Consider the following 23,230-nt stretch of genomic DNA (forward strand, 5'->3'; position numbering starts at 1 on the left):
GACGTGAACGGGCCCCCGCCGGGAGTCCGGCGGGGGCCCGTGTCAGAGGGTCAGAACGCCTCTTCGGGCAGGTCCATCACGTCCAGGGTCGTCGCCTCGGTGATGGCGCGGTCGGAGGCCAGGCGCGGGAGCACCGTCTGGCAGAAGAACTGCGCCGCCGCGACCTTGCCGTTGTAGAACGCCTTGTCGGAGTCCGACACGTCCCCGCCGCCGAGCGCGGTCAGCGCCACCTCGGCCTGGCGGAGCAGCAGCCAGCCGACGATGAGGTCGCCGAGGCCGAGCAGCAGCCGGGACGAGTTGAGCCCGATCTTGTAGAGCTCCTTCGGGTTCTCCATCGCACCGAGCGCCCACCCGATCATCGGGTTGAGGATGCCCTGGACGTCGTCCAGCGCGCGGCTGAGCAGCGCCCGCTCGTTCTTCAGCCGGCCGTTGCCGGCCTCGGACCCGGCGAACGCCTGGATCTCGCCGGCGATCACCTTCAGCGCCGCGCCGTTGTCCCGCAGGATCTTGCGGAAGAACAGGTCCTGGCCCTGGATCGCGGTGGTGCCCTCGTACAGGGTGTCGATCTTGGAGTCGCGGATGTACTGCTCGATCGGGTAGTCCTGCAGGAAGCCGGATCCGCCGAGGGTCTGCAGCGACTCGGCGCCGAGCAGCGCGTAGGCCCGCTCGGAGCCGAAGCCCTTGACGATCGGCAGCAGCAGGTCGTTGATCTTCTCGGCCTGCTCGTCCTTACGGCCCTCGTGCTCGGCGATCTGCACGGCGTCCTGGTAGGACGCGGTGAGCAGCACGAGCGCGCGCATGCCCTCGGCGTACGCCTTCTGGGTCATGAGGCTGCGCCGGACGTCCGGGTGGTGGGTGATCGTGACGCGCGGGGCGGTCTTGTCCGTCATCTGCGTCATGTCCGCGCCCTGCACGCGCTCCTTGGCGTACTCCAGCGCGTTCAGGTAGCCCGTCGACAGGGTCGCGATGGCCTTGGTGCCGACCATCATCCGGGCGTACTCGATGACGAGGAACATCTGCTTGATGCCCTCGTGCACGTCGCCGACCAGGTAGCCGACGGCGGGGTGCTTCTCGCCGAGGGTGAGCTCGCAGGTCGTGGAGACCTTGAGGCCCATCTTCTTCTCGACGTTCGTCACGTAGGCGCCGTTGCGGTCGCCCAGCTCGCCGGTCTCGACGTCCACCAGGTACTTCGGCACGAGGAACATCGACAGGCCCTTGGTGCCGGGGCCCGCGCCCTCGGGACGGGCCAGCACCAGGTGGAAGATGTTCTCGGCCATGTCGTGCTCGGCCGAGGTGATGAAGCGCTTGACGCCCTCGATGTGCCAGGTGCCGTCCGGCTGCTGGACGGCCTTGGCGCGCCCGGCGCCGACGTCGGAGCCCGCGTCCGGCTCGGTCAGCACCATCGTGGCGCCCCACTGACGCTCAAGGGCCAGCTCGGCGAACTTCTTCTGCTCGGGCGTGCCGATGTGCCAGAGGATCTGGGCGAAGCCGGGGCCGGAGGAGAACATGTAGACGGCCGGGTTGGCGCCCAGCACCTGCTCGGCGACGGCCCACGTCAGCGAGCGGGGCGCGCCGCTGCCGCCGAACTCGGGGACGAGGTCGAGCCGGTACCACTCGGCGTCCATCCACGCCTTGTAGGACTTCTTGAAGCTCTCCGGCATCTCGACGGTGCCGGCGGCCGGGTCGAACTTCGGCGGGTGGCGGTCGGCGTCCTCGAACGACTCGGCGATCGGGCCCTCGGCCAGCCGGTTCACCTCGTCGAGGATGCTGCGGACGGTGTCCTCGTCCAGATCCGCGTACGGGCCGCTGCCGAGGAGGTCCTGGCGCCTGAACACCTCGAAGAGGTTGAACTCCAGGTCCCGGAGGTTGCTCTTGTAGTGCCCCATTCGAGACTCCGTCTGGTCCGGCGGCGGCCGACGGGCCCCGCAGCGTACTCATCAGTAACTCAACATCATGCTACCCGTTGGTAACCAGTGGCAACCACTCGAACCGGACGGATTGGGAGAACGCCCACATCGATACCACGGCGGCGTGCTCTCCATGACGCAACTCACAAGGTCGGGCCGGTGTCCGGCGGGCCGCGCCGCACCCGCGCCGGACCCTGCGCCGGGTCGCCGGAGGGTGGTGGGAAGATCGGGCGGGGGCTTGACCATCGTGAGGCACGAGGAGGTGCGCATGAACCAGGAGGAGCCCGAGACCCCGAGGCTGACCGTCATCGGGACCGGCTACCTCGGCGCCACGCACGCCATCTGCATGGCGGTGCTGGGCTACGAGGTCCTCGGCGTGGACGTCGACCAGGACAAGATCGACCGGTTGGCGTCCGGCGAAGTCCCGATCTTCGAGCCCGGACTGCCCGAGCTGCTCACCAAGGCGCTCGACTCGGGCCGGCTCCGGTTCACCACCTCGTTCGAGGAGGCGGGCACGTTCGGCGACGTCCACTTCCTCTGCGTGGGTACTCCGCAGCAGGCCGGTTCGGACGCCGCCGACCTGAGCTACCTCGACGCCGCCGTCCGCTCCCTCGCCCCGCACCTGCGCCGCCGCGCCCTTGTGGTCGGCAAGTCCACGGTGCCGGTCGGGACGGCCGCGCTGCTCACCGGCCTCGTCCAGGAGCTGGCGCCCGCCGGGAAAGAGGTCGAGCTGGCCTGGAACCCCGAGTTCCTGCGCGAGGGCTTCGCCGTCGACGACACCATGCGCCCCGACCGGATGGTGTTCGGCGTCACCTCCGACTGGGCGGACGAGCGGCTGCGGGCGGCGTTCAAGCCCGTCCTCGACCTCGGCACCCCGGTCATCCGGACCGACCTCGCCACCGCCGAGCTGGTCAAGGTCGCCGCCAACTCGTTCCTCGCCACCAAGATCTCCTACATCAACGCGATGGCGGAGGTCTGCGAGGCGGTCGGCGCCGACGTCAAGGACCTCGCCGACTCCCTCGCGCTGGACGACCGCATCGGCGGCAGGTTCCTCAAACCGGGGCTCGGCTTCGGCGGCGGCTGCCTGCCCAAGGACATCCGCGCGTTCGCGCACCGCGCCGAGGAGATCGGCGTCGGGCAGGCCGTGTCGTTCCTGCGGCACGTCGACGACATCAACCGGCGCCGCCGCGCCCGCACCGTCGACCTCGTCCGGGAGCTGCTCGGCGGCGACTTCACCGGCCGGCGGATCGCCGCGTGGGGCGCGGCGTTCAAGCCCAACTCCGACGACATCCGGGACGCGCCCGCGCTGGACGTCGCGCACACGATGAACGACCTCGGCGCGGACGTCCGCGTCTACGACCCGGCCGCGCTCGGCAACGCGCGCCGCGCGTTCCCCGAGCTGCGGTACGGCGAGAGCGCGTTCGACGTCGCGCAGGACGCGGACGTCGTCGTCCTGCTGACCGAATGGTCCGACTTCCGGGAGGTCGACCCGGCGGCGCTGGCCGGGGTCGTCAGGCACAAGCGGATCGTGGACGGGCGGCACGCGCTCGACGCCGCGCAATGGCGCGCCGCCGGCTGGGAGTACCGCGCGCTGGGCCGCTCCTAGCCCGGAATAGCCCGCCGCAAGGGGCCGTTGACGATGACGAGGGCCCGTGCCCTCCCGGACGAGGTGCGTCGTACCCGGAATGCGAAGACGACGCGTGACCACCGTCGTCTCGCACCGGGAGCGCGATCATGGCCTGGATCCTCGTCATCGTCGCCGGCCTCTTCGAGGTCGCGATGGCCCTCTGCCTGAAGGGCAGCAAGGGCTTCACCGAACCGCTGCCGTCCGCCGGATTCCTGGTGTTCGCCGTGACCAGCTTCGGCCTCCTCAGCCTCGCGTTGAAGAACCTCGACGTCGGCACCGCCTACGCCGTCTGGGTCGGCATCGGCGCGGTCGGGACGGCCGTGCTCGGCATGCTGGTCATGGGCGACCAGGTCTCCGCCGTCAAGGTCGGCGCCCTCGTGCTGATCATCCTCGGGGTCGTCGGGCTGAACCTCGCCGGGGGCGGGCACTGAGAAATGGCCGCAGGCGGCCACGGAACCCGGCGGTTCGCAGGTCACGGCTCTTTGCCGGAACGTAATCTCCCGTAACAGCGTCTATGGGACGACAGAGCGCGGGGAGTGCTCGAACACGGGAGGGGACCGGTCTTGGTCTTCAAGAAGCTGCGGCAAATGGCGGGCATCGGCGGTCCGTCCATCGAAACGATCCTGCACGATCCCAACACGAGGCCCGGCGGGGTCGTGACGGGCGAGGTCACCATCATCGGCGGCCAGTACAACTCCGACATCAAGTCGGTGAACCTCGCCCTGCGCACCAGGGTCGAGGTCGAGTCCGGCGACAACGAGTACACCCAGAACCTCGAGTACTCGAAGATGCCCGTGGCCGGCGGCTTCAGCCTCCAGGAGGGCGCGCGCCACAGCGTCCCCTTCCAGATGCCCATCCCGTGGGAGGCGCCGCTCACCCACATGTACGGGCGCGCGCTGCACGGCACCACCGTGGGGATCGCGACGGAACTGGAGGTCGCGGGAGCGCTCGACCCGGGCGACCTCGACCCGATCGCCGTCCACCCGCTGCCCGCGCAGGAGCGCATCCTCGTCGCCTTCTCCAACCTCGGCTTCCAGTTCCGCAACGCCGACTGCGAGAAGGGGCGCATCTGGGGCGTCCACCAGGAGCTGCCCTTCTACCAGGAGATCGAGTTCTACCCGCCCGGCCAGTACGCGCGCGGCATCAAGCAGCTCGAAGTGACGTTCGTGTCGAACCCGCACTCCATGGAGGTCGTGCTGGAACTCGACAAGCGCGGCGGCGTGTTCACCGAGGGGCACGACGCGTTCAGCCGCTTCACCGTCGACTACGCGAGCGTCGAGCACACCAACTGGGAGCAGCAGCTCGACGGCTTCCTGCAGGACGCCGGGCGCCGCCGGGGCTTCTTCTAGACGCTCGCGCCGGGACGTCCACGACTTCCAGGCACCCACGAGAGATCCCCTCCGCGAAGTTGATCGCGGAGGGGATCTCCGCGTAGAAAGAGGTTCCGTGCCCCAGCCCCCCGGACTGAACGACGCGGAACGGCGCCTCTGGGCCGCGTTCCCCACCGGCGCATCCGTCGTCCTCGGCGACGGCCTGCCCGCCGGCCCCGACCCCGACCGCATCGTCCGCGCCGACATCATCACCCGGCTGCTGCTCGGCGCCGGCGACACCCGCCCCGGCGCGGTCGCGGCCGTCCGGCTGCGCGGCGCCTACATCACCGGGCAGATGGACATCACCGGCGGCACCGTCGAGCACGAGCTGCGGCTGGAGGACTGCCGGCTGGTCCGGGAACCGGACTTCTCCAACGCCGAGACCCGGCAGCTGCGGTTCGCCGGCTGCCGGATGCCGGGCTTCGACGGCGGCGGGCTCCGCGTCGACGGCTACCTGAGCCTGTCCGGATCGCGGATCGACGGCTCGGTGCGGCTGGCGAGGGCGCAGCTCGGCGGCGGCCTGCGGATGAACGGCACGCGCATCACGGTGACCGACCCGACCCAGTGGGCGATCTTCAGCGGCGGGCTCGTCGTGGACGTCGGCGCCTTCATCCGGGACGCCGAGATCACCGGCGGCGTCCGGTTCGTCGGCGCGCGGATGAACGGCGGCCTGTTCATGGAGCGCACCGTCCTGTCCAACCCCGGCCGGATCGCGCTGGACGCGCAGAGCATGGTCGTCGAGGACACCGCCGAGTTCAGCAACGGCTTCACCGCGCTCGGCACCGTCCGGCTGCGCAGCGCCCGCTTCAACGGCCTCCTGTCGTTCAGCCGGGCGCGCCTGGACTCCACCGACCCGGCGCGGATGGCGCTGCACGCCAGCCACATCCAGGCCGACGAGCTGCTCCTGTGGCCGGAGGAGAAGATCCAGGGCCGGGTGTCGCTGTCGTACTCCCGGATCGACCTGCTCATGGACCATCCGTCCGTCTGGCCGGACGAGCTGTACCTGAACGGCATGACGTACCAGACGCTGCGCGGGGCCGAGTTCAAGGACCGGCTCAGCTGGGTGTCGCGGGACAAGGAGTTCCACCTCCAGCCGTACGAGCAGCTCGCCGCCTGGTACCACGGCATCGGGCACGACGACCTGGCCCGGAAGGTGCAGCTGGCCAAGATGAGGGCGCGGCGGCGCGGGCTGAACCCGGTCGGCAAGGCGTGGAATCACCTCCTGGACTGGACGGTCGGGTTCGGCTACCGGCCGTGGCTGGCGTTCGCCTGGTTCGCGTCCCTGCTGGCCATCGGGACGACGGTGTTCTCCATCGAGCACCCGCAGCCGATCAAGCCGCGGGACGAGCTGCCCGCCTTCCATTCGCTGATCTACACGCTCGACCTGCTGATCCCGCTCGACACGTTCGGGCAGCAGCTGTCCTACGACGCGGTGAACTGGTCGCGCTGGGTGGCGTACGGGCTCGTCACCACGGGCTGGGTGCTGGTCACGGCGCTGATCGCCGGGGCCACGCGCGTGCTGCGACCGAACTAACGCGCCGCCCGGGGCGTCCACCCGGGTAGGGATCCACGAGAATGGGACTTCATGGGCACGTATCTGATCACGGGGGCGACGGGCGGCATCGGCACGGCGGTCGCCGAGCTGCTGCGTGAACGCGGGCACGACCTGATCCTCACCGGGCGCTCCCAGGAGCGCCTCGACACGCTGGCCACGACGCTGAGGACCGGCGCGCACGCCGCCACCCAGGTCATCAACCCGGGGGCGGTCACCTCGCCGCCGCGCACCGCGTCCGTCACCGCGATCCCGCTCGACCTCACCGAGCCGCGCCGCATCGAGGCGTCCCTCGCGATGGCGGGGATCCCGGCCCGGCTGGACGGCGTCGTCCACGCGGCGGGGATGGTGCACCTGTCGCCGGTCGCCCAATTGGAGGCCGACGAGTGGATGGAGCACCTGTCGGTGAACCTGGTGTCGGCGGCGGAGCTGACCCGCCTGCTGCTGCCCGCGCTGCGCGCCGCCGAAGGCCACGTCGTCTTCGTGAACTCGACCGCCGGGCTGCGCGCGAACCCCGAATGGTCGGCGTACGCGGCGAGCAAGTTCGGGCTGCGCGCGCTCGCCGACTCGCTGCGCGCCGAGGAGAGGTCCGTTCGCGTCACCACGGTCTACCCCGGCAGGACGGCCACGGAGATGCAGCGCAGCGTGCGCGCCCAGGAGGGCCACCCCTACGCCGAGGACGACTTCGCCGCCCCCGCGACCGTGGCCCGCGTGCTCGTGGCGGCGCTGGAGACCCCGCGCGACGCCGTCGTCTCGGACGTCACCGTCCGGCCGAACTAGCTCCGCCGCCCGGCGCTCACTCCGGCCACGGGTTGTCGAGGATGATCTGGACGAAGTCGTCGCGCTCGAACCCGTCCATGTAGTGCTGGAGGACGTCGGCGTTCATGTTGCCGAACGTCGTCCGCGGCCGGTGGGCGTTGCCGTCGGTGAACGCGCGGAGGATGCGCTTCTTGAAGTCCGGGCGCGGATGCGCGGCCGTCACCGCGTCGCGCTGCTCGTCGGTCATGTCGTGGTAGCCGACCCCCAGGACGTCGGTCGCCACGCCCGCGTTCAGGAGCGCGATCTCGGGGTCGAGGAACTCGGGGACGCCCGGCGTGGTGTGCAGGGCGATGCCGAGCCACACGGTACGCGCGTCGGCTTCGCTGTAGCCGCGCCGCAGGAGGAAGTCGCGCGCGGCATGGGCGCCGTCCACCTCGAATCGCAGTTGCGACGTCCGGTAGCCGGCGGTCAGGCCGATGTCGTGGAACATCGATCCCGTGTAGAGGAGTTCCAGGTCGGGGCTCAGCCCCTGGGCCCGGCCCTGGAGCGCGCCGAGGAGGAACACGCGGCGCGAATGGTGGTAGAGGAGGTCGTCCTCGGTGTCGCGGATGTATTCGGTGACGTCCCGGACCAGCGGGGTGTCGGGGACGGTGACGCCTGCGATCGTCTCGGCCATGTGACCGGGCTACCCGCCCCGTCCGGGCGCACTCGGGCTCAGCCGCGGCGCAGGAACCAGGACGCGAGGACGCCGCCGATCAGCCCGAACAGGTGGCCCTGCCACGAGATGCCGGGGTCGCCGGGGATCACGCCGAAGATCATCGTCCCGTAGACGGCGACGACGGCGACCGCGATGCCGATGTCGAGCAGCCGCCGCTCGAAGATCCCGCGGCCGACGAGGTAGCCGAAGAACCCGAAGATCAGGATGCTGGACCCGAGCGTGTTCGCCGAGCTGAGGAACCACACCCCGAGCCCGCCGACCACGATGATGATCAGGCTGGCGGCGAGGAACTTGCCGATGCCGCGCGCCGCCGCGATGAACCCCAGGATGAGGAACGGCAGCGTGTTGGCCATCAGGTGCCCGAACCCAGCGTGCATGAACGGGGCGGTGAAGATGTCGGGCAGGTCGTCGACGTCGCGCGGCTGGATCCCGAACCGGTCGAGCCATCCGTTCGTCGTGTAGTCGAACGCCTCCAGGACCCACATCACGGCGGTCACCGAGATGATGAGGATCAGCGACGACAGCGCGCGGACGCCGTGCTTCGCGAGCTCATCGGAACGCTGCCCGTCGGGGGTGTAGCTCATGTTCTCCACCGTAAGTCTGGACGTCCCTGAACCGTCAACGACGGGGGCGTCCGGAAGGTGCCATCGGGCCCTTCCGGCATAGTGGGCGAATGCGTGCAGCGATCTGTGAAGAACTCGGCTCGGTCGTCGTCAGGGACACCGCCCCGCCCACCGCCGGGCCCGGCCAGGTGCTGATCACCGTGGAGGCCGCGGGGGTCAACTACGTCGACGCCCTCTTCGTCCAGGGCCGGTACCAGATCAAGCCGCCGGTGCCGTTCATCCCGGGGGGCGAGGTGGCCGGGACGCTCCCGTCCGGCGAACGCGTCCTCGCGATGTGCGGCCTCGGCGGCTTCGCGGGCCGCGTCGCCGTACCCGCCGCCTCCGCCGTCCCCATCCCGGACGAGCTGGACTTCGCCCGTGCCGCCACGTTCACGCAGAGCTACTGCACGGCCCTGTTCTCCCTCCGCGACCGCGCGAACCTGCGGGCGGGCGAAACGGTGCTCGTCCTGGGCGCGGGCGGCGGGGTGGGCCTGGCGGCGGTCCAGGTCGCGAAGGCGCTGGGCGCCCGCGTCCTCGCGGCGGCGTCGACGCCGGAGAAGCAGGAGGCCGCCCGCGAGGCCGGCGCCGACGCGGCCGTCGGCAGCGGCGAGGACCTCAAGGCGGCGGCCCGCGCCTGGTCGGACGGCGGAGTGGACCTCGTCTACGACCCGGTCGGGGGAGCGCTCGCGGAGCCCGCGCTGCGCTCTCTGCGCGAGCTGGGCCGCTATGTGGTGATCGGGTTCGCGTCCGGGGACATCCCGTGCCTCCCGCTGAACCAGGTCCTGCTGCGCAACCGCGCGGTCGTGGGCGTCGACTGGGGCGCCTGGTCGCTGCGGAACCCGGTCGACCAGCGCGCCCAGCTGGAGGAACTTCTCGCGATGGTCGCGAAGGGCGACCTCAGCCCGGTGCCGCCCCGCACGGCGCCCCTGGCGTCGGTGGCCGAGGTGCTGGACGACCTGCTGAACCGCCGGGTCGTGGGCAAGGTGGCCCTGCTCCCCTGAGCGGCCGGCGGGCGGCTGCTAAGCAGCTGCCACGTGGCTCAGGCGGCTCAGGCGGCGGAGGCGTGCTCCGACTCGGACGCGTCGCCGCGCACCACGATGACGGGCAGCGGCTTGCGGGCGGGCGCGTCGGCCGTGCGGCGCAGGTAGCGGCGCTCCTCCGGGGTCGTCCCGCCCCAGATGCCGTCGGGCTCGCCCACCTTCAGCGCCCAGGTGAGGCAGTCGGCGATCACGGGGCAGTTCGCGCAGATCGCCTTGGCGGCGTCCTGCTGCTCCTGGAGCACCTCCGCCGAGTAGCCGATCGGGAAGAACAGGTCGGGATCGGCCCCGCGGCAGATGGCGTGGTCGGTCCAGTGCTCCTCGTTCTCGTTGTTCTCGTTGCTGTGCATTGGCTTCTCCCTGCGCCGCGACGAGACCACCGTTGGGCTCCGGTCGGCGGGGGTGGTCTCCACTCAACGTAGTACTACAACCCGTAGTACTACAAGACATGCGTGAACGTTGCAACTTAGCGTCCGGATAACCTGTGAGGTGTGCAGCGTGATCAAGAAGTGACCTTCCGCGAGGCTACGGCGGCCGATCTCCCGCAGATCGTCCGGCTCCTCGCCGACGATCCCCTCGGGTCGACCCGCGAAACACCCGGGGAGGAGATCCCGGAGGCCTACTTCACCGCCTTCGCCGCGATCGAGAAGGACCCGAACAACGCCGTCATCGTCGCGGAGGCCGGCGGCGAGCTCGCCGGCACCCTCCAGCTCACCTACATCCCCGGGCTCACCTACACCGGCGGCGAGCGCGCCCAGATCGAGGGCGTCCGCATCGCCGCCGAGCAGCGCGGCCGCGGCGTCGGCCAGCTCATGATCACCTGGGCCATCGACCAGGCCCGCGCCCGCGGCTGCCGCGTCGTGCAGCTCACCACCGACCGCCAGCGTCCCGACGCGATCCGCTTCTACCAGAAGATCGGCTTCCGCCCCTCCCACATGGGCATGAAGTACCCGCTCACCTGAGCGTCCCCCGCCGCGGTCAGCCGGTGGGGAGGGCGAGGTGGCGCGGGTTGGCGACGGTCACCTTGTCGACCACCGAGGCGCGGACCGCCGCGGTCACCTCGTCCATGCGGTCGTCCAGGGCGCCCTCGCGGATGGCCTTGGACAGGTCGGCGTCCGACGCGCAGTCCAGCTCGCGCAGGCGTCGCTCGTGCGCGGCCTTGTGGGCGGCACCCAGGAGCATTTCCCGGCGGGCTATGCGGAGCGCCGAGGCGGCTACACGGGCGTGGAAGCGCAGTCGGTCGTCAGGTTGGTCGGCCTGGACGAGGAAGGCGCCCACAGCGTCGATGAGGGTCGCGGCGTCCGGGGGGTCGTGCGGGGACGCGTCGGCCGGCTCGGACTCCTCCAGCGGGTCTCGGACGGTCATGGGTTCGGTCAGGCCCAAGGCCAGAAGAAGGTCGTGTTCCTGCTCACAGACCCTGCGGCCCAGGACGGCGTACTCGATCGACAGGTCGGTGCCGGTCAGGTAGCGCTCGGCCTGGTGGCGGCACAGGATCAGCCAGCGGAGCGTCCCGTAGACCTCCCACCAGTGGAGTTCCTCCGGGGTGGGCGGGGTGCCGCCCGCGTCGGCGTAGCCGGCGAGGAGGTCCTCGCGGGAGCCGAAGCCGCCCACGGGGTGCGGGGAGCCGAAGCGCCATGCCTTGGTGCAGAGCCAGCCCAGGTCTTCGGCCGGGTCGCCGAGGTGGGTCAGCTCCCAGTCGAGGACGCCGCGGACGCCGGTTTCGTCGATCATCAGGTTGCCGTTGCGGAAGTCGCCGTGGACGACCGTCCGGCGGCCCGAGGCGGGCGGGCGGTGGTCGTCCAGCCAGCGGAGCGCCAGCTCGACGGAGGGGCGGGCCTCGAAGTTCGCGTAGTACTCGGTGAGGGCGTCGAGGGGATCGGCGTCGGGCAGGTCCGGGACGGGCGCCATGGTGTGCAGGCGGGCCAGGATGGCGCCGAACTCGCGCGCCAGGCCGGGGCGGACGGCGGCGAAGCGCTCGTCGCGCAGCAGGCGGCGGGGGATCGTCTCGCCCGGCAGCCGCTCCATGATCAGATAGGGCGCGCCGGCCAGGTCGTCGCCGTGGCCCGCCAGCGCGGGGACGGGGACGCCGGCCGCGGCGGCCGAGGCCAGCAGGCCCGCCTCGCGGCCCATCGCGGCCGGGTCGGGGAAGCCGGGCGGGTCGCGGCGCAGGATCAGGGCGCGGCCGTCGGCGTCGAACGACCAGGTCTCGCGGCTCGCGCCGCCGGAGAGGCGGCGCAGGCCGGTGATCTCCGCGTCGAGGCGGGCCGCGAGCGCGGCCTCCACGGCGCTCACGCGCGGGCCGCGCGCCGGGCGGCGGCGACATCGCGGAGGGTGTCGACGTCACCCGAGGTGATGGCGGTCATGAAACGGTCGGCGAGTTCCACGGGACTCCTTCGTCAGGACGGCAGGCCGAGGGCTCGGACGGTAAGAGTGTCCAGGGTCTCCAGAAGCCGCTCGGTACCCGGGGGGTCGTTGCCCTGGACGAGCCACAGGTACAGGGAGCGGTCCACCATCGAGGCGAGCACGCGGGCGGCCATCTCGGCGTCGATGTCGGATGGGACGAGCCCCTCGCGCTGCCAGCGCGCGATCGCCTTCGCGGAGCGCTCCGCCGAGGCGGCCCGGTGCTTGCGCCGCAACTCCTGGAACTCGGCGTTGAACGTCGCGACCTGCTCGATGATCGCCATCATCTTCGCGTTGCGCCTGTACGCCTCGTAGTAGGCGCGGTTGGCGCGGCGGACGCGCGCGGCCGGCTCCGGCCCGGCGGACGGGACGAGGTCGTGGTCGGTCATGTCCGCGAAGAGCCGGTCGGCGACCTCCAGGAACACCGCTTCCTTCGACGGGAAGTACGTGTAGAAGGACCCGTAGGCGACGCGGGCGTGCCGGGTGATGTGCGCGACGCGCGTCTCCAGGAAGCCGCGTTCCTCGAAGACCTCGCGGGCCGCGGCGAGGAGACGCTCCCTGGTCCGGGCGCCGCGTTCGGTGAGCGGCTGCACGCCGGGCTCATCCCGCATCTCCGTGATTCCTCTCGCCCGGGGTGTTGACAATCCGCTGCCCGCAGGAACAGTATCCGAGCATCGAGTAAGTTGATATGACTGTCAAGTCAACTCCGGAGAGGCGCGATGGCGGACCGTTCCTGCTGATCAACGACGTCGTCGAGTACGCGGCGCGCGAGCTTCGCTCCCGATTCAAGGAGGTCCCGTGAACACCGGTCCCGTGAACACCGAATTCGAACTCGGCGGAATCAACCACCTGGCGTTGGTCTGCTCCGACATGAAACGCACCATCGACTTCTACTCCGGCGTCCTCGGCATGCCGCTCATCAAGACGCTGGACCTGCCCGCCGGAATGGGGCAGCACTTCTTCTTCGACTGCGGCGGCGGCGACTGCGTCGCGTTCTTCTGGTTCCCGGACGCGCCGGACCCCGTCCCCGGGATCTCCGCCCCGGCCGGCCGTCCCGAGCAGGGCGAACTGCTCAGCGCGGTCGGGTCGATGAACCACGTCGCGTTCCACGTCCCGGTCGAGAAGTTCGAGGAGTACCGGAAGCGGCTCAAGGAGAAGGGCGTCACCGTCAGCCCCATCCTGAACCACGACGACAGCCCGATGGGCCTCTCCCGCGACGTGGACGAGGGCGTGTTCGTCCGCTCCTTCTACTTCCAGGACCCCGACGGAATCCTGCTCGAATTCGCCTGCTGGACTAGGACGTTCGACGAGTCCGACGTCTCCCACGAACCCAAGACCGCCGCCGACCGAACCGTCTCTAAGGACAAGCATGCCGCGACTGCGTGAGGTACCCCGCGCCGAGGTCACCGACGAGCGCATCCTCTTCTTCTACGACCACCTGTTCGCGCCCGACCGCGACCCGGCCGTCGACCACGGCACGGCGACCGGCTCGCCGGGCGACTGGTGGACGGTGTTCGCCCAGTCCCCCGACGTGTTCGGGCACGCCGTCAAGGGCTTCGCGCTGTACCGGAACGCCGACCTCGACCCCGTCCTGCGGGAACTCGGCCAGTGCCGGGCGGGCTGGGCGCGCGGCAGCCAGTTCGTGTTCTCGCAGCACTGCAAGCAGATGCGGGCGCTCGGCATGGAGGAAGAGAAGATCCAGTCGATCCCGCACTGGCAGACGGCCGAGTGCTACTCGCCGCTGGAGCGGGCCGTCCTCGCCTACACCGACTGCCTCGTCCTGGACGGCGGCCGGACGCCCGACGCGGTCTTCGACATCCTGAAGGAGCACCTCTCCGACAAGGAGATCCTGCAGCTCACCTACATCACCTGCATGTACGACATGCACGCGGTGATGTCGCGGGCGCTGCGCCTGGAGTTCGACGACCGGCCCGAGCCGATCGTCGAGGTCGCGGCGCCCGAGGGCTACGGCAGCCGCGACATCGCGGCCGACCTGACCGGGGAGCGCTGATGCTGTTCCCCGTGCCCGACCGGGTCCGGGACGTCCGGGACGCCGTGCACGCCTTCATGACCGAACGCGTCGAACCGGCGGAGCCCGCGCTCAACGCCGGCGACGCCGGCAAGCTCCGGGAACTCCGCGAGCAGGCCAAGGCGGAGGGGCTCTGGGCGCTCGGCCACCCGAAGGAGCTGGGCGGCGGCGGCATGCCCTTCCTCGACTACGTCTACGTCAACGAGGTGCAGGGACGCAGCGAATGGGGGCAGCTCGTCCTCGGGACGTTCACGCTCCAGGACTCCCTCATGCTGCACAAGTACGCGAGCCCCGGCTGGCGTGAGCGCTACCTGGCCCCGCTGGTCGCCGGCGAGATCTCCCCCAGCTTCGCCATGACCGAACCGGACCAGGCCAGCTCCGACCCGACACAGCTCCGGACGACGGCCGTCCTGGACGGCGACCACTGGGTCATCAACGGCCGCAAGTGGTTCACCACGGGCGCGGCCCAGGCCGCCTACACGACGGTCATGTGCCGCACCGAGCCCGAGGGGACGGCCCCGCACAGCGCCTTCAGCATGATCGTCGTGCCGACGGACACGCCGGGGTACCGGATCGTCCGGGAGACGCCCGTCCTCGGCATCAACGGCGGGCACTACGAGGTCGACTACGACGACGTCCGCGTCCCGGCCGACCACCTGCTCGGCCCGCGCGGGCACGGGTTCGTCATCGCCCAGGACCGCCTCGGCCCCGGCCGCATCTTCCACTGCATGCGCTGGCTGGGCCAGGCGCAGCGGGCCTTCGAGCTGATGTGCGCCCGCTTGGGCACCCGCGTCGCGTTCGGAGAACCGCTCTCGGCGAAGCAGCTGATGCAGCAGCACGTGTTCGACTCCTACACCGAGATCCAGGCGTCCCGCCTGCTCACCCTGCAGGCCGCCGAGCAGATCGACGCGGGGAGCCAGGCGCGCGTCGAGATCGGCGCGATCAAGGTCGTCGGCGCGCGGATGCTGCACAACGTCGTCGACCGCGCCATCCAGGTCCACGGCGCCGCGGGCCTCACCGACGACACCCCGCTCTCCCGCATGTACCGGCACGCGCGCGAGGCCCGCATCTACGACGGTCCGGACGAGGTGCACATCCAGAGCACCGCGCGCCGGATCCTGCGAAGGATCGGGTGAGCCTCACCCGCAGGTCTCTGCTCGGAAGGCCCGGCGCCGGCCGCGTACGCGAGGGGGGGAAGACGTTGAAGATCACCAAGCTCGCCGAGGGGCTGATGTTCCAGATGGCCGGAGTGAGACCGCACGGCCTGGACGACCTCGACGCCGGATTGTCCGGCGGCCGGGTCGGGAAGGCGCGCGTCCTCGAGATCTAGCGTCAGGGGCACTTGACGTCAGGACGTCTTGACGCGCACACTCGGACCATGGTCACACCAGAGGGAATCGAGCAGGACATCACGCTGACGAGCGCGTCCGCGCGCTACGACGAGCTGTGGGTGCGGGACGCGGTCGGGGAGGCGCCGCTCGGGCGCGGGGAGGTGCTGGAGCTCCTCGCGCTCGGCGAGGTCATCGCCCGGAAGGCGGTGTACGGGCGGCAGCTCGCCGTCCGGTCGGCGCGGCGGGCCGGTGCGTCGTGGGCGCAGATCGGGGCGGCGCTCGGCGTCAGCAAGCAGGCCGCCTGGGAGGCCCACGGCCGGTGGATCGACGACCAGGCGGAGCAGCACCGGCGCAGCGACTACCAGGGCCTGGACGCGGAGCAGATCGCCGCCGAGCGAAAGCTCGCCGGACGCGCCGACGGGTAGACCCGGCCCCGGTCGCGAACGTTTCCCGGAATATGCGGCCGACGCCTATGGTCGCGTTTTTCCAGCGCCTGGAGTTTCCCGGAGTGGTGGTTGGGAAATCTGGCTGCTAGAGGGAACGGAGGCGATTGGCATGGAGGTCGTTCTCGAAATGACCCTGCCGAGGAACGCCGAGAGCGCTCCGCTGGTGAGGCACACGCTCGACGCATCTCTCCGCGGTCTCGGCGTGGGTTCCGACATCCGTGCCGATATCGCGCTCGCTCTCGGAGAAGCGTGCGCGAACGTCATCCAGCACGCCGCGGCCGGAAAGGAGTACGAGGTCCGGGCGCGGATGGACGGGGCGAGATGCGTCGTGGAGGTGATCGACGGGGGCACGGACGCGGAACAGGCGGACGGCGAGCGCGGCTGGGGGGCCGCGCAGGCGCCGCCGCTGGCCGAGCACGGCCGGGGGCTCCAGTTGATGCGGGCGTTCACGGAGGAACTGACCATCGCCGATCGCGCCCACCGCGGCGGCGCGATCGTGCATTTCGAGAAGTCGCTGGCGGGCTGACGGCCCGGCGGGCGGACGCCCGCCGGACCGGTGCGCGGCGGGTCAGCCGGTGACGGGCAGGTCGTGCTCGACCGGGGTCGGCGCGGGCGCCTCGACCGGGCCCCGCGGCGCCGCGCCGCGGCCGCAGGTGGCGGACGCGACCCTGATCGCGCCCTTGCCGCCGGGCAGCATCAGCTCCATCGCGGTGACGGCGAGCCGCCCGTCCGCGGTGCGCTGCTGCTTGTTCAGGGTGAGCGCCGTGCGGCCGAGGCCGTCCACGTCGACGGGGATCGTGGTGTTCGGCGGCGGGGAGGCGTCCAGCCGCCTCCCGGCGAGGACGGCTTTCGTCAGGTGGGCCGAGCCGCGGCCGTCGACGCACCTGGCGGACACGGCGTTCGCCCCGAGCTTCGCGTCCGGGACGGCGAGCCGCGCGACCGACGAGTCCGCGCGGGCCGGGGACGCGGTGACGTCCAGCGCGGACGCCTTGACCAGCTTGGTGCGGTCCTCCCGCAGGAGGCTCTTGCTGACCTTGCCCGTGGTGGACGACACGGCGGGCACCGGCGGGACGGGGAGCGGCCCGCTGACCGCCAGCCCGTACGCGGACCCCTCGCCCGCGGGAGCGGCGACGGGAGCGGCGGCGGCGAGGGCCGGCAGGCCGGCGGCGGCGAGGCCGCCGGTGAGCAGGCCGACGGTGGCGAGGCGCTTGACGGCATGGCTGTAACGCATGGACGTACTCCGTTTCTTGAAAGGTCTTGGGTCAGGCCGTGATGAACACGAGCGAGCCGAGCGGGACGCGGGACAGCGCCCTCAGCGCGTCCGCGGGCACCCGCACGCAGCCGTGCGTGACGGCCGTGCCGAACACGGAGGCGTCGGGCCAGCCGTGCAGGGCGACGGTGCCCGGCCCGCCGCCGAAGGTGTCGAGGGTCGCCGAGTGCGTGCCGAGTGGCAGGACGACCGGGCTCGGCGTCTTCTTGGCCGGGGCGAGCGTGGCCATGACGAACGTCCGTCCGGGCGGCGTCGGGGTCTTCGGGCCGCCGACCGCGACCTTCCAGCGGCCCGCCGGCCGCCCGGACTTCAGCAGCGTGAGCCGCCGTCGCGCGAGCTCGACCCGGACGGTGTAGGGCGTGTGCGCGGTGCGCAGCCCGGCGCCCGGGATCCAGCCGCTCGCCCGGTTGGGACGGCTCGGCAGCAGCACGCGCCGCCAGTCGCCGGAGCTCTCCACGACCGGCACCCAGGTGGGCCCGCCCAGCTCCATGGTGGGGAGCGTGGCGATGCGGCGGCCGCCCGGACGGTCGAGGACCGGCGCCGGACGGGCCGGGTGGACGACCAGGCCGTCGGTGACGCCGTCCGGCGTGGCGTCCTCGGGTGCGCCGGGGACGGTGCTGAACGTGGTGGCCTCGGGAACCTTGCCGGTTCCGGCGGCGGACGGGCCGGCGCCCGCACCGCCGGCGCCCTTCTCACCGGTGCCCTTCTCACCGGCGGACGCCGTGCCGTGCGCTGACGAGCCGCCGCATCCGCCGAGCAGCAGCGCGGCGGCGGCCGCCGTGAGGAGCCCGGCGGCGACGGCGGTGCGGCGGGCATGCCGCGGGGCAATCGTGGTCGCCATGAGCCGGGATGTTAGTAGTGGTGCGAGCGCGCGTATCGAGAATGGCGAAAAAGTGCCGCGAGACGCGAATACAAATGCCGATAATCGACGATTACACAGTGGCTTCGCGGAGCGTCTCGACTTACCAGATTAAAAAGGGATGATTCAGACGAGCATCGAGAACGAGCCCTCGCCGTCGTCCGGCTTGGAGGCCGCCTCGTGGAACTCCATGAGCCCCCACAGCAGCGCGGCGCGCGCGGACGCCGGCATCAGCGCCAGCACGCGGGCGAGCTCCTCCAGCCGCCGCACCCGGAGCCGGTCGAGCAGCGCCCGGCCGTCGGCGCTCAGCCGGATGGTCACCTCGCGGCGGTCCCGGCCGGGGTCGCGGGTCAGCAGCCCGGCCGCCTCCAGCCGGTCGCACAGCCGGCTCGCCGAGGACACCAGCGCGCCCATCTCGCCCGCCAGGTGGCTGACGTTGACCGGACCGCGCTCCAGCACGAACAGCGCGCGCAGTTGCGTGGACGGGACGGGTACATCCGGGGCATGGTGGGCTCGGGACCAGATGTCCATCAGGGTGGAGGCCGCGCCGTCCAGGGCGACCGCGGACTCCGCTGTCCTCTCACCCGACGTGTCCACCATGCCCTCCACTGTTACATACGATGTCGCCGACGGCATCCCCGGGACCTGCGGGTCAGCGGGCGGCGCCGCGGCTCGGCTCCCGGCCCGGCGAGGATTGCGATGCACGGTCGACCCGCGGAAGACGATCGCCTCACCGCGATCGAGCAGGCGCTTTGGGCGGCCCCGCCGCACGAGCTGATCGAGGTGGCGACCCGGCTGCTGGAACGGCACGCGGGCGCCGCCGGCGTGGACGTGCTCCTCATCGACTACCGGCAGACCCATCTGGTCCGCGCGGAAGCGGGCGAGGCGGACGACGACGTGCCGGTCGACAACACGGCGGCCGGGCACGCGTTCGCCGCGCAGCGGACCGTCCGGGACGGCGACGCGACCCACCTGCCGATGAGCGTGCGGGGCGAGCGCCTCGGCGTCCTCACCGCGCGCTTCGCCGACGGCGGGCCGCCCTGGCTGGAGGATCTCGCCACCGTCCTCGCCCGCGCCCTGAAGATCGCCGACCAGGGCACCGACCTGTACCGGCGGCTCCGCCGGCGGACGCGGCTGACGCTCGCCGCCGAGATGCAGTGGGACCTGCTGCCGCCGCCGTCCTACGCCGCCGCCGAGTTCAGCTTCGCGGGGCAGCTCGAACCCGCGTACGCGGTGTGGGGCGACAACTTCGACTGGTCGGTGTCCGCCGAGCGGCTCACGCTGACCGTCAGCAACGGGATGGGGTCGGGGACGGACTCCGCCGCGCTCACCCACCTGGCGATCAGCGCGCTGCGGAACGCGCGCCGGTCCGGCGCCGGCATCGCCGAGCAGGCGGAGCTCGGCGACCAGACGCTGTTCGCGCGGCATCGCGGCGAGCAGCACGTGGCCACGCTGCTGCTGGAGTTCGACCTCGGCACCGGCCGGGTCCGGGTGGTGGACGCGGGCTCGCCGCGGATCTACCGGATGCGCGGCGGCGCCACCGACGGGATCGGGTTCGACGCGCAGATGCCGCTCGGGATGTTCGGCGACACCCGCTACACGACCGAGGAGTTCACCGCCGAGCCGGGCGACCGGCTGGTCGTCGTCAGCGACGGGGTGCACGGGGCGCTGTCCCCGTCCGGCGTCCCCTTCGGGCGGTCCGCGCTGCCTCAGGCGCTGCGCGCCACCCGGCTGCAGGAGCCGCCGGAGGCCGTCCGCACCATGATCCGCCGCTTCGTGGAGTACCACGAGGGCGACGGCCCGGCCGACGACGCGGTGATCACCTGCGTCGACTGGACCGGACGCGGCACCGGCTGACCGGCGGGCGGCGGGCGGCGTGATCAGCGCGGCAGCTTGACCACGGTGACGAAGAAGTTGTCGATCTGGCGGACCACCGAGATGAACTGGTCGAAGTCGACCGGCTTGGTGACGTAGGCGTTGGCGTGCAGGTGGTAGCTGCGCAGGATGTCCTCGTCGGCCTCGGACGTGGTCAGCACGACGACGGGGATGCGGCGCAGGTCGTCGTCGTTCTTGATCTCCTGGAGCACCTCGCGGCCGTCCTTGCGCGGCAGGTTGAGGTCGAGCAGCACCAGGTCGGGGCGGGGCGCGTCCGCGTACTCGCCCTCCCGGCGCAGGAACGCCATCGCCTGCTCGCCGTCGTTCACGACGTTCAGCGTGTTGTTGACCTTGTTGTGCTCGAACGCCTCGACGGTCAGCAGGACGTCGCCCGGGTCGTCCTCGACGAGCAGGACCTCGATGGGGTGCGGGCCTTCGTTCATGCGTCGTCTCCGTTGGTGAGAGGGGACCGGACCGGCAGGGTCCAGCGGAAGGTGGTGCCGGGCTCGTCGCCGCGGTCCTCGGCGTCCAGCCAGATGCGGCCGCCGTGGAATTCGACGATCTTCTTGCAGAGCGCGAGCCCGATGCCCGTGCCGGTGTACTCGTCCCGCGGATGGAGCCGCTGGAAGATCAGGAAGATGCGGTCGGCGTAGCGGGGCTCGACCCCGATGCCGTTGTCGGTGCAGGCGAACTCCCATTCGTCGCCGTCGCGGCGGGCGTCGATGACGACCCGGGGCGGGACTCCCTCGCGGCGGAACTTGATCGCGTTGCCGATGAGGTTCTGGAAGAGCTGGGTGAGCTGCGTGCGGTCGCCGTCGACGTGCGGCAGGTCCCGCACGTCGACCTCGGCGCCGGTCTCCTCGCGCAGCGCCGCCAGGTTGTCCGTGGCCTGCCGGACGACGTCCGCCAGGTCGACGGACTCCTCGGGCCGCGTCATCCGGCCGACGCGGGAGAAGCTCAGCAGGTCGTTGATCAGGGCCTGCATGCGCTTGGCGCCGTCGACGGCGAACGCGATGTACTGCTGCCCGCGGTCGTCGAGCTGGTCGCCGTACCGGCGCTCGATCATCTGGCAGAAGCTCGCGACCTTGCGCAGCGGCTCCTGCAGGTCGTGGCTCGCGACGTAGGCGAACTGCTCCAGCTCGGCGTTGGAGCGGCGCAGCTCCGCGGTCTGCTCGTCGAGCAGCCGGGTCTTCTCCTCGCTGGCGCGCCACTGCCGGACGATCCGGTTGCGCATCGCGTCGATGATCGCCGCCAGCTCGTTGATCTCGGCCGGGCCGCGGACGTCCAGCGCGTGCCCGAGGTCGCCCTGGGACACGGCGCGGACGCGTCCGGTCAGCGTGGACACCGGCGTCAGCACCGTCCGGCGGAGCAGCACGGCGAGCAGCAGCGCGGCCACGATGACCACGACGAGCGCGGCGCCCACCGACCACATCGTCGTGGACGCCCGGCTGCGCAGCGTGTCGGCGGCCCGGTCGTGCAGCTTCGTGATGCCGATCTGCAGCGGGGTCATGTCGCCGCGCGCCTGGTTGAGCAGCCGCCGCGCGTCCCGGCTCGCGTCGGGGTCGATGCCCTGGGCGCCGGGCCCCGCCGCGATCTCGTCGGCGAACGCGGCCCGCCACGCCTTGGAGTCGCCGGCGGCCTTGTCCAGGAGGCGGTCGACCTCGTGGCTCTCCGGCACCCCGTCCAGCAGGCGGCGCATGCGGTCCACGGACTCCGCCTCCTGCCTGACGGCCGCGCGGTACTGGGCGACGTGCTCTTCGCCGCCGTCCTGCGCGTAGTCGCGGATGGCCATGTCCTGGTTGGTGACGGCGGACGAGAGGCGGAACTGCTCCAGCGTCGCCGGGTCGACCTTGTTGATGAGGACGTCCCGCGCCTGGTTGTTGCCGTACAGCGCGATTCCCGCCTGGCCGATGGCGATGAGGAGGAGCAGGCCGAGGACGAACGCGCCGAGCTGGTAGATGCGGACGAGGCTCATCCGGCCCATCCCGTGCGCGGGGACGTCCGCCTCCGGGAGCACGACGTCGGGCCCGCCGATGTCGAGCTCCTGGGCGGTCTCGACGCGGTGCGGCCCGGTGGCGCCGGTGTCAGCGGCGCCGGCGGTGCCGCCGGATTCCTCCGCGGTCATCGGTCGTCCCCCCGGCTGAGCAGGAGGACGGCCAGGTCGTCGGAGAGGACGTCCCCGTTCAGCCGTTCCGCCTCGGCGATGAGCCCGTCGATGAGGACGTCGCCGCGCTGCCCGTCGCCGTGCGCGGCCGTCGCCAGCTCGACGAGGCCGGACAGGTCGAGGTACCCGTCGCCGTCATGCCCCTCGATCAGCCCGTCGGTGTAGAGCAGCAGGGTCCACGCGTCGCCGAGGTCCAGTTCGAGGGCGGGCCATCCGGCGCCGGGGATCAGCCCGAGCGCCGGCCCGTACGGCTCCTCCGGGACGACCTCGACACCGTCCGGCCCGAAGAACAGCGGCGGCGGATGCCCGGCCCGGTAGAGGCGGGCGCTGCGCCGGTCGGGGGCGATCGTCAGCATGCACACGGTCGTGAAGATCTCCTCGGCCCACCGCTCGTGCTGCAGGACGGCGTCCAGCGTGTCCAGGAGGGCCGTCCCGGTGGTGCCGGCGAGGACGAGCGTGCGCCACGCCATGCGGAGCCGCACCCCGAGGGACGCCTCGTCGGCGCCGTGCCCGCTGACGTCGCCGATGACGGCGTGGACGGTGCCGTCCTCGGTCTCCACGGTGTCGTGGAAGTCGCCGCCGAGCAGCGCGCGGTCGCGTCCCGGCCGGTAGCGGGTGTGGTGCCGCAGGGTTCGGTCGCGCAGGATCGGGACGGGCAGCAGCCCGCGCTCCAGCCGGGCGTTCTCCCGGCTCAGCGCCCGCGCCTCGACGAGCTGCCGCTCGGACTCGTCGGCCCGCTGGCGCTCGATCGCGTAGCTGATCGCGCGGGTGAGCAGCGCACCGTCCACGTCCTGTTTGACGAGGTAGTCCTGGGCGCCGGCGGCGACGGCCTCCACCCCGACGTGGGCGTCGGCGAGGCCGGTCAGCACGAGCACGGCGGTGGTCGGGGCGTGCGAGCGCACCTGGTGGAGCGCGTCGAGGCCCTGCGCGTCCGGCAGCGACAGGTCGACGATGACGCACTGGATCTCGGGGCGGAGGGCGTCGAGCGCCTCGCGGAGGGTGGTCGCGACGGTGATCCGGACGCCGGGCTGGGCCTCGGCCAGCAGCTCCTCGAACAGGAACGCGTCGCCCGGGTCGTCCTCGACCAGGAGGAGGTGCGGGGAGCCGGCGACGCCGAGGAGTCGCTCCGCACCGCGACTGTGCAGCGCGGCCATGTCTCAGCTCCTTCGGTCCGGCGCAACCGGATGTTCAGCCCGGATTTTGGTTGTCGTCGAGCAAATATAAGGGCTCCACGTCGCCGGAATGCACAGTGAACACCCGAAATCAACGAGGTTCGGGTCACCC

General features: G+C 71.6%; 26 protein-coding genes and 1 riboswitch. Of the genes, 14 read left to right on the plus strand and 12 right to left on the minus strand.

Annotated features, from left to right (window positions below; all coding sequences use genetic code 11):
• Positions 1 to 50 precede the first annotated feature (50 nt).
• Positions 51 to 1,886 carry an acyl-CoA dehydrogenase gene (locus SM611_RS20880; RefSeq protein ID WP_371951537.1) on the minus strand — a complete coding sequence of 612 codons (1,836 nt, stop codon included), beginning with the start codon at positions 1,884 to 1,886 and terminating at the stop codon, positions 51 to 53.
• A 289-nt stretch (positions 1,887 to 2,175) separates the two neighbouring features.
• Between SM611_RS20880 and SM611_RS20885 the strand changes: the two genes are divergently transcribed.
• The 5 genes from SM611_RS20885 (at position 2,176) to SM611_RS20905 (ending at position 7,236) form a co-directional block, all read left to right on the plus strand.
• Entirely contained in the window at positions 2,176 to 3,513 is a 1,338-nt protein-coding gene (locus SM611_RS20885; RefSeq protein ID WP_371951538.1) for a UDP-glucose dehydrogenase family protein, read from the plus strand.
• 35 nt (positions 3,514 to 3,548) lie between these two features.
• Positions 3,549 to 3,610, plus strand: a riboswitch (guanidine-III (ykkC-III) riboswitch).
• A 31-nt stretch (positions 3,611 to 3,641) separates the two neighbouring features.
• Positions 3,642 to 3,965: a DMT family transporter gene (locus SM611_RS20890; RefSeq protein ID WP_371951539.1), complete on the plus strand. Its 324-nt coding sequence runs from the start codon at positions 3,642 to 3,644 to the stop codon at positions 3,963 to 3,965.
• 132 nt (positions 3,966 to 4,097) lie between these two features.
• Entirely contained in the window at positions 4,098 to 4,883 is a 786-nt protein-coding gene (locus SM611_RS20895) for a sporulation protein (RefSeq protein ID WP_371951540.1), read from the plus strand.
• Between the two features lie 97 nt (positions 4,884 to 4,980).
• Positions 4,981 to 6,438, plus strand: a complete 1,458-nt coding sequence (locus SM611_RS20900; protein WP_371951541.1) for a hypothetical protein — start codon at positions 4,981 to 4,983, stop codon at positions 6,436 to 6,438.
• 51 nt (positions 6,439 to 6,489) lie between these two features.
• Positions 6,490 to 7,236, plus strand: coding sequence for an SDR family oxidoreductase (locus SM611_RS20905; RefSeq protein ID WP_371951542.1), 747 nt, complete (start codon positions 6,490 to 6,492; stop codon positions 7,234 to 7,236).
• Positions 7,237 to 7,252: 16 nt separating this feature from the next.
• Here SM611_RS20905 and SM611_RS20910 read toward each other — a convergent pair whose 3' ends face one another.
• Together SM611_RS20910 and SM611_RS20915 are read right to left on the minus strand one after the other, a co-directional pair.
• The gene (locus SM611_RS20910; protein WP_371951543.1) at positions 7,253 to 7,891 is read right to left on the minus strand and encodes an HD domain-containing protein; all 639 of its coding nucleotides are present in this window, start codon (positions 7,889 to 7,891) and stop codon (positions 7,253 to 7,255) included.
• Between the two features lie 38 nt (positions 7,892 to 7,929).
• Positions 7,930 to 8,517 (minus strand): rhomboid family intramembrane serine protease, encoded by a 588-nt coding sequence (locus SM611_RS20915; RefSeq protein ID WP_371951544.1) that lies wholly within the window; start codon positions 8,515 to 8,517, stop codon positions 7,930 to 7,932.
• An 89-nt stretch (positions 8,518 to 8,606) separates the two neighbouring features.
• On the opposite strand from SM611_RS20915, the gene SM611_RS20920 reads away from it, so the two are divergent.
• Positions 8,607 to 9,536: an NADPH:quinone oxidoreductase family protein gene (locus SM611_RS20920; RefSeq protein ID WP_371951545.1), complete on the plus strand. Its 930-nt coding sequence runs from the start codon at positions 8,607 to 8,609 to the stop codon at positions 9,534 to 9,536.
• 47 nt (positions 9,537 to 9,583) lie between these two features.
• On the opposite strand, the gene SM611_RS20925 is transcribed toward SM611_RS20920, so the two are convergent.
• Positions 9,584 to 9,922, minus strand: a complete 339-nt coding sequence (locus tag SM611_RS20925; protein WP_371951546.1) for a WhiB family transcriptional regulator — start codon at positions 9,920 to 9,922, stop codon at positions 9,584 to 9,586.
• Positions 9,923 to 10,081: 159 nt separating this feature from the next.
• On the opposite strand from SM611_RS20925, the gene SM611_RS20930 reads away from it, so the two are divergent.
• Complete coding sequence (locus SM611_RS20930) at positions 10,082 to 10,534, plus strand: GNAT family N-acetyltransferase (RefSeq protein WP_371951838.1); 453 nt, start codon at positions 10,082 to 10,084, stop codon at positions 10,532 to 10,534.
• A gap of 16 nt (positions 10,535 to 10,550) precedes the next feature.
• On the opposite strand, the gene SM611_RS20935 is transcribed toward SM611_RS20930, so the two are convergent.
• Together SM611_RS20935 and SM611_RS20940 are read right to left on the minus strand one after the other, a co-directional pair.
• Positions 10,551 to 11,864, minus strand: coding sequence for a phosphotransferase family protein (locus SM611_RS20935; protein WP_371951547.1), 1,314 nt, complete (start codon positions 11,862 to 11,864; stop codon positions 10,551 to 10,553).
• Between the two features lie 104 nt (positions 11,865 to 11,968).
• A complete protein-coding gene (locus tag SM611_RS20940) occupies positions 11,969 to 12,583 on the minus strand; it encodes a TetR/AcrR family transcriptional regulator (RefSeq protein WP_371951548.1) in 615 nt (204 codons plus the stop codon).
• A 187-nt stretch (positions 12,584 to 12,770) separates the two neighbouring features.
• On the opposite strand from SM611_RS20940, the gene SM611_RS20945 reads away from it, so the two are divergent.
• From SM611_RS20945 to SM611_RS20970, 6 genes are all read left to right on the plus strand, one after another.
• Positions 12,771 to 13,358 (plus strand): VOC family protein, encoded by a 588-nt coding sequence (locus SM611_RS20945; RefSeq protein ID WP_371951549.1) that lies wholly within the window; start codon positions 12,771 to 12,773, stop codon positions 13,356 to 13,358.
• The gene (locus SM611_RS20950) at positions 13,342 to 13,983 is read left to right on the plus strand and encodes a carboxymuconolactone decarboxylase family protein (protein ID WP_371951550.1); all 642 of its coding nucleotides are present in this window, start codon (positions 13,342 to 13,344) and stop codon (positions 13,981 to 13,983) included. Before SM611_RS20945 ends, SM611_RS20950 begins: the two co-directional genes overlap by 17 nt.
• Positions 13,983 to 15,137: an acyl-CoA dehydrogenase family protein gene (locus SM611_RS20955; RefSeq protein WP_371951551.1), complete on the plus strand. Its 1,155-nt coding sequence runs from the start codon at positions 13,983 to 13,985 to the stop codon at positions 15,135 to 15,137. Before SM611_RS20950 ends, SM611_RS20955 begins: the two co-directional genes overlap by 1 nt.
• A 65-nt stretch (positions 15,138 to 15,202) precedes the next feature.
• A complete protein-coding gene (locus SM611_RS20960; protein ID WP_371951552.1) occupies positions 15,203 to 15,331 on the plus strand; it encodes a hypothetical protein in 129 nt (42 codons plus the stop codon).
• Between the two features lie 48 nt (positions 15,332 to 15,379).
• Positions 15,380 to 15,757, plus strand: a complete 378-nt coding sequence (locus SM611_RS20965) for a hypothetical protein (RefSeq protein WP_371951553.1) — start codon at positions 15,380 to 15,382, stop codon at positions 15,755 to 15,757.
• Between the two features lie 130 nt (positions 15,758 to 15,887).
• A complete protein-coding gene (locus SM611_RS20970; protein WP_371951554.1) occupies positions 15,888 to 16,304 on the plus strand; it encodes an ATP-binding protein in 417 nt (138 codons plus the stop codon).
• A gap of 42 nt (positions 16,305 to 16,346) precedes the next feature.
• Here the strand turns inward: SM611_RS20970 and SM611_RS20975 are convergent, their stop codons facing one another.
• The 3 genes from SM611_RS20975 to SM611_RS20985 form a co-directional block, all read right to left on the minus strand.
• Positions 16,347 to 17,009 (minus strand): choice-of-anchor P family protein, encoded by a 663-nt coding sequence (locus tag SM611_RS20975; protein WP_371951555.1) that lies wholly within the window; start codon positions 17,007 to 17,009, stop codon positions 16,347 to 16,349.
• A 31-nt stretch (positions 17,010 to 17,040) separates the two neighbouring features.
• Complete coding sequence (ldt-CoaP, locus tag SM611_RS20980; protein WP_371951556.1) at positions 17,041 to 17,889, minus strand: L,D-transpeptidase; 849 nt, start codon at positions 17,887 to 17,889, stop codon at positions 17,041 to 17,043.
• A 144-nt stretch (positions 17,890 to 18,033) separates the two neighbouring features.
• Complete coding sequence (locus SM611_RS20985; RefSeq protein ID WP_371951557.1) at positions 18,034 to 18,507, minus strand: MarR family winged helix-turn-helix transcriptional regulator; 474 nt, start codon at positions 18,505 to 18,507, stop codon at positions 18,034 to 18,036.
• Between the two features lie 99 nt (positions 18,508 to 18,606).
• Between SM611_RS20985 and SM611_RS20990 the strand changes: the two genes are divergently transcribed.
• Positions 18,607 to 19,764, plus strand: a complete 1,158-nt coding sequence (locus SM611_RS20990; protein ID WP_371951558.1) for a PP2C family protein-serine/threonine phosphatase — start codon at positions 18,607 to 18,609, stop codon at positions 19,762 to 19,764.
• 23 nt (positions 19,765 to 19,787) lie between these two features.
• On the opposite strand, the gene SM611_RS20995 is transcribed toward SM611_RS20990, so the two are convergent.
• The 3 genes from SM611_RS20995 to SM611_RS21005 are packed head-to-tail and all read right to left on the minus strand — an operon-like array spanning position 19,788 to position 23,100.
• Positions 19,788 to 20,225 carry a response regulator gene (locus SM611_RS20995; RefSeq protein WP_371951559.1) on the minus strand — a complete coding sequence of 146 codons (438 nt, stop codon included), beginning with the start codon at positions 20,223 to 20,225 and terminating at the stop codon, positions 19,788 to 19,790.
• Entirely contained in the window at positions 20,222 to 21,907 is a 1,686-nt protein-coding gene (locus tag SM611_RS21000; protein WP_371951560.1) for a sensor histidine kinase, read from the minus strand. Before SM611_RS21000 ends, SM611_RS20995 begins: the two co-directional genes overlap by 4 nt.
• Positions 21,904 to 23,100, minus strand: a complete 1,197-nt coding sequence (locus SM611_RS21005) for a PP2C family protein-serine/threonine phosphatase (RefSeq protein WP_371951561.1) — start codon at positions 23,098 to 23,100, stop codon at positions 21,904 to 21,906. Before SM611_RS21005 ends, SM611_RS21000 begins: the two co-directional genes overlap by 4 nt.
• Positions 23,101 to 23,230 lie beyond the last annotated feature (130 nt).

The organism is Actinomadura monticuli (assembly GCF_041463655.1).
Classification (GTDB): domain Bacteria; phylum Actinomycetota; class Actinomycetes; order Streptosporangiales; family Streptosporangiaceae; genus Spirillospora; species Spirillospora monticuli.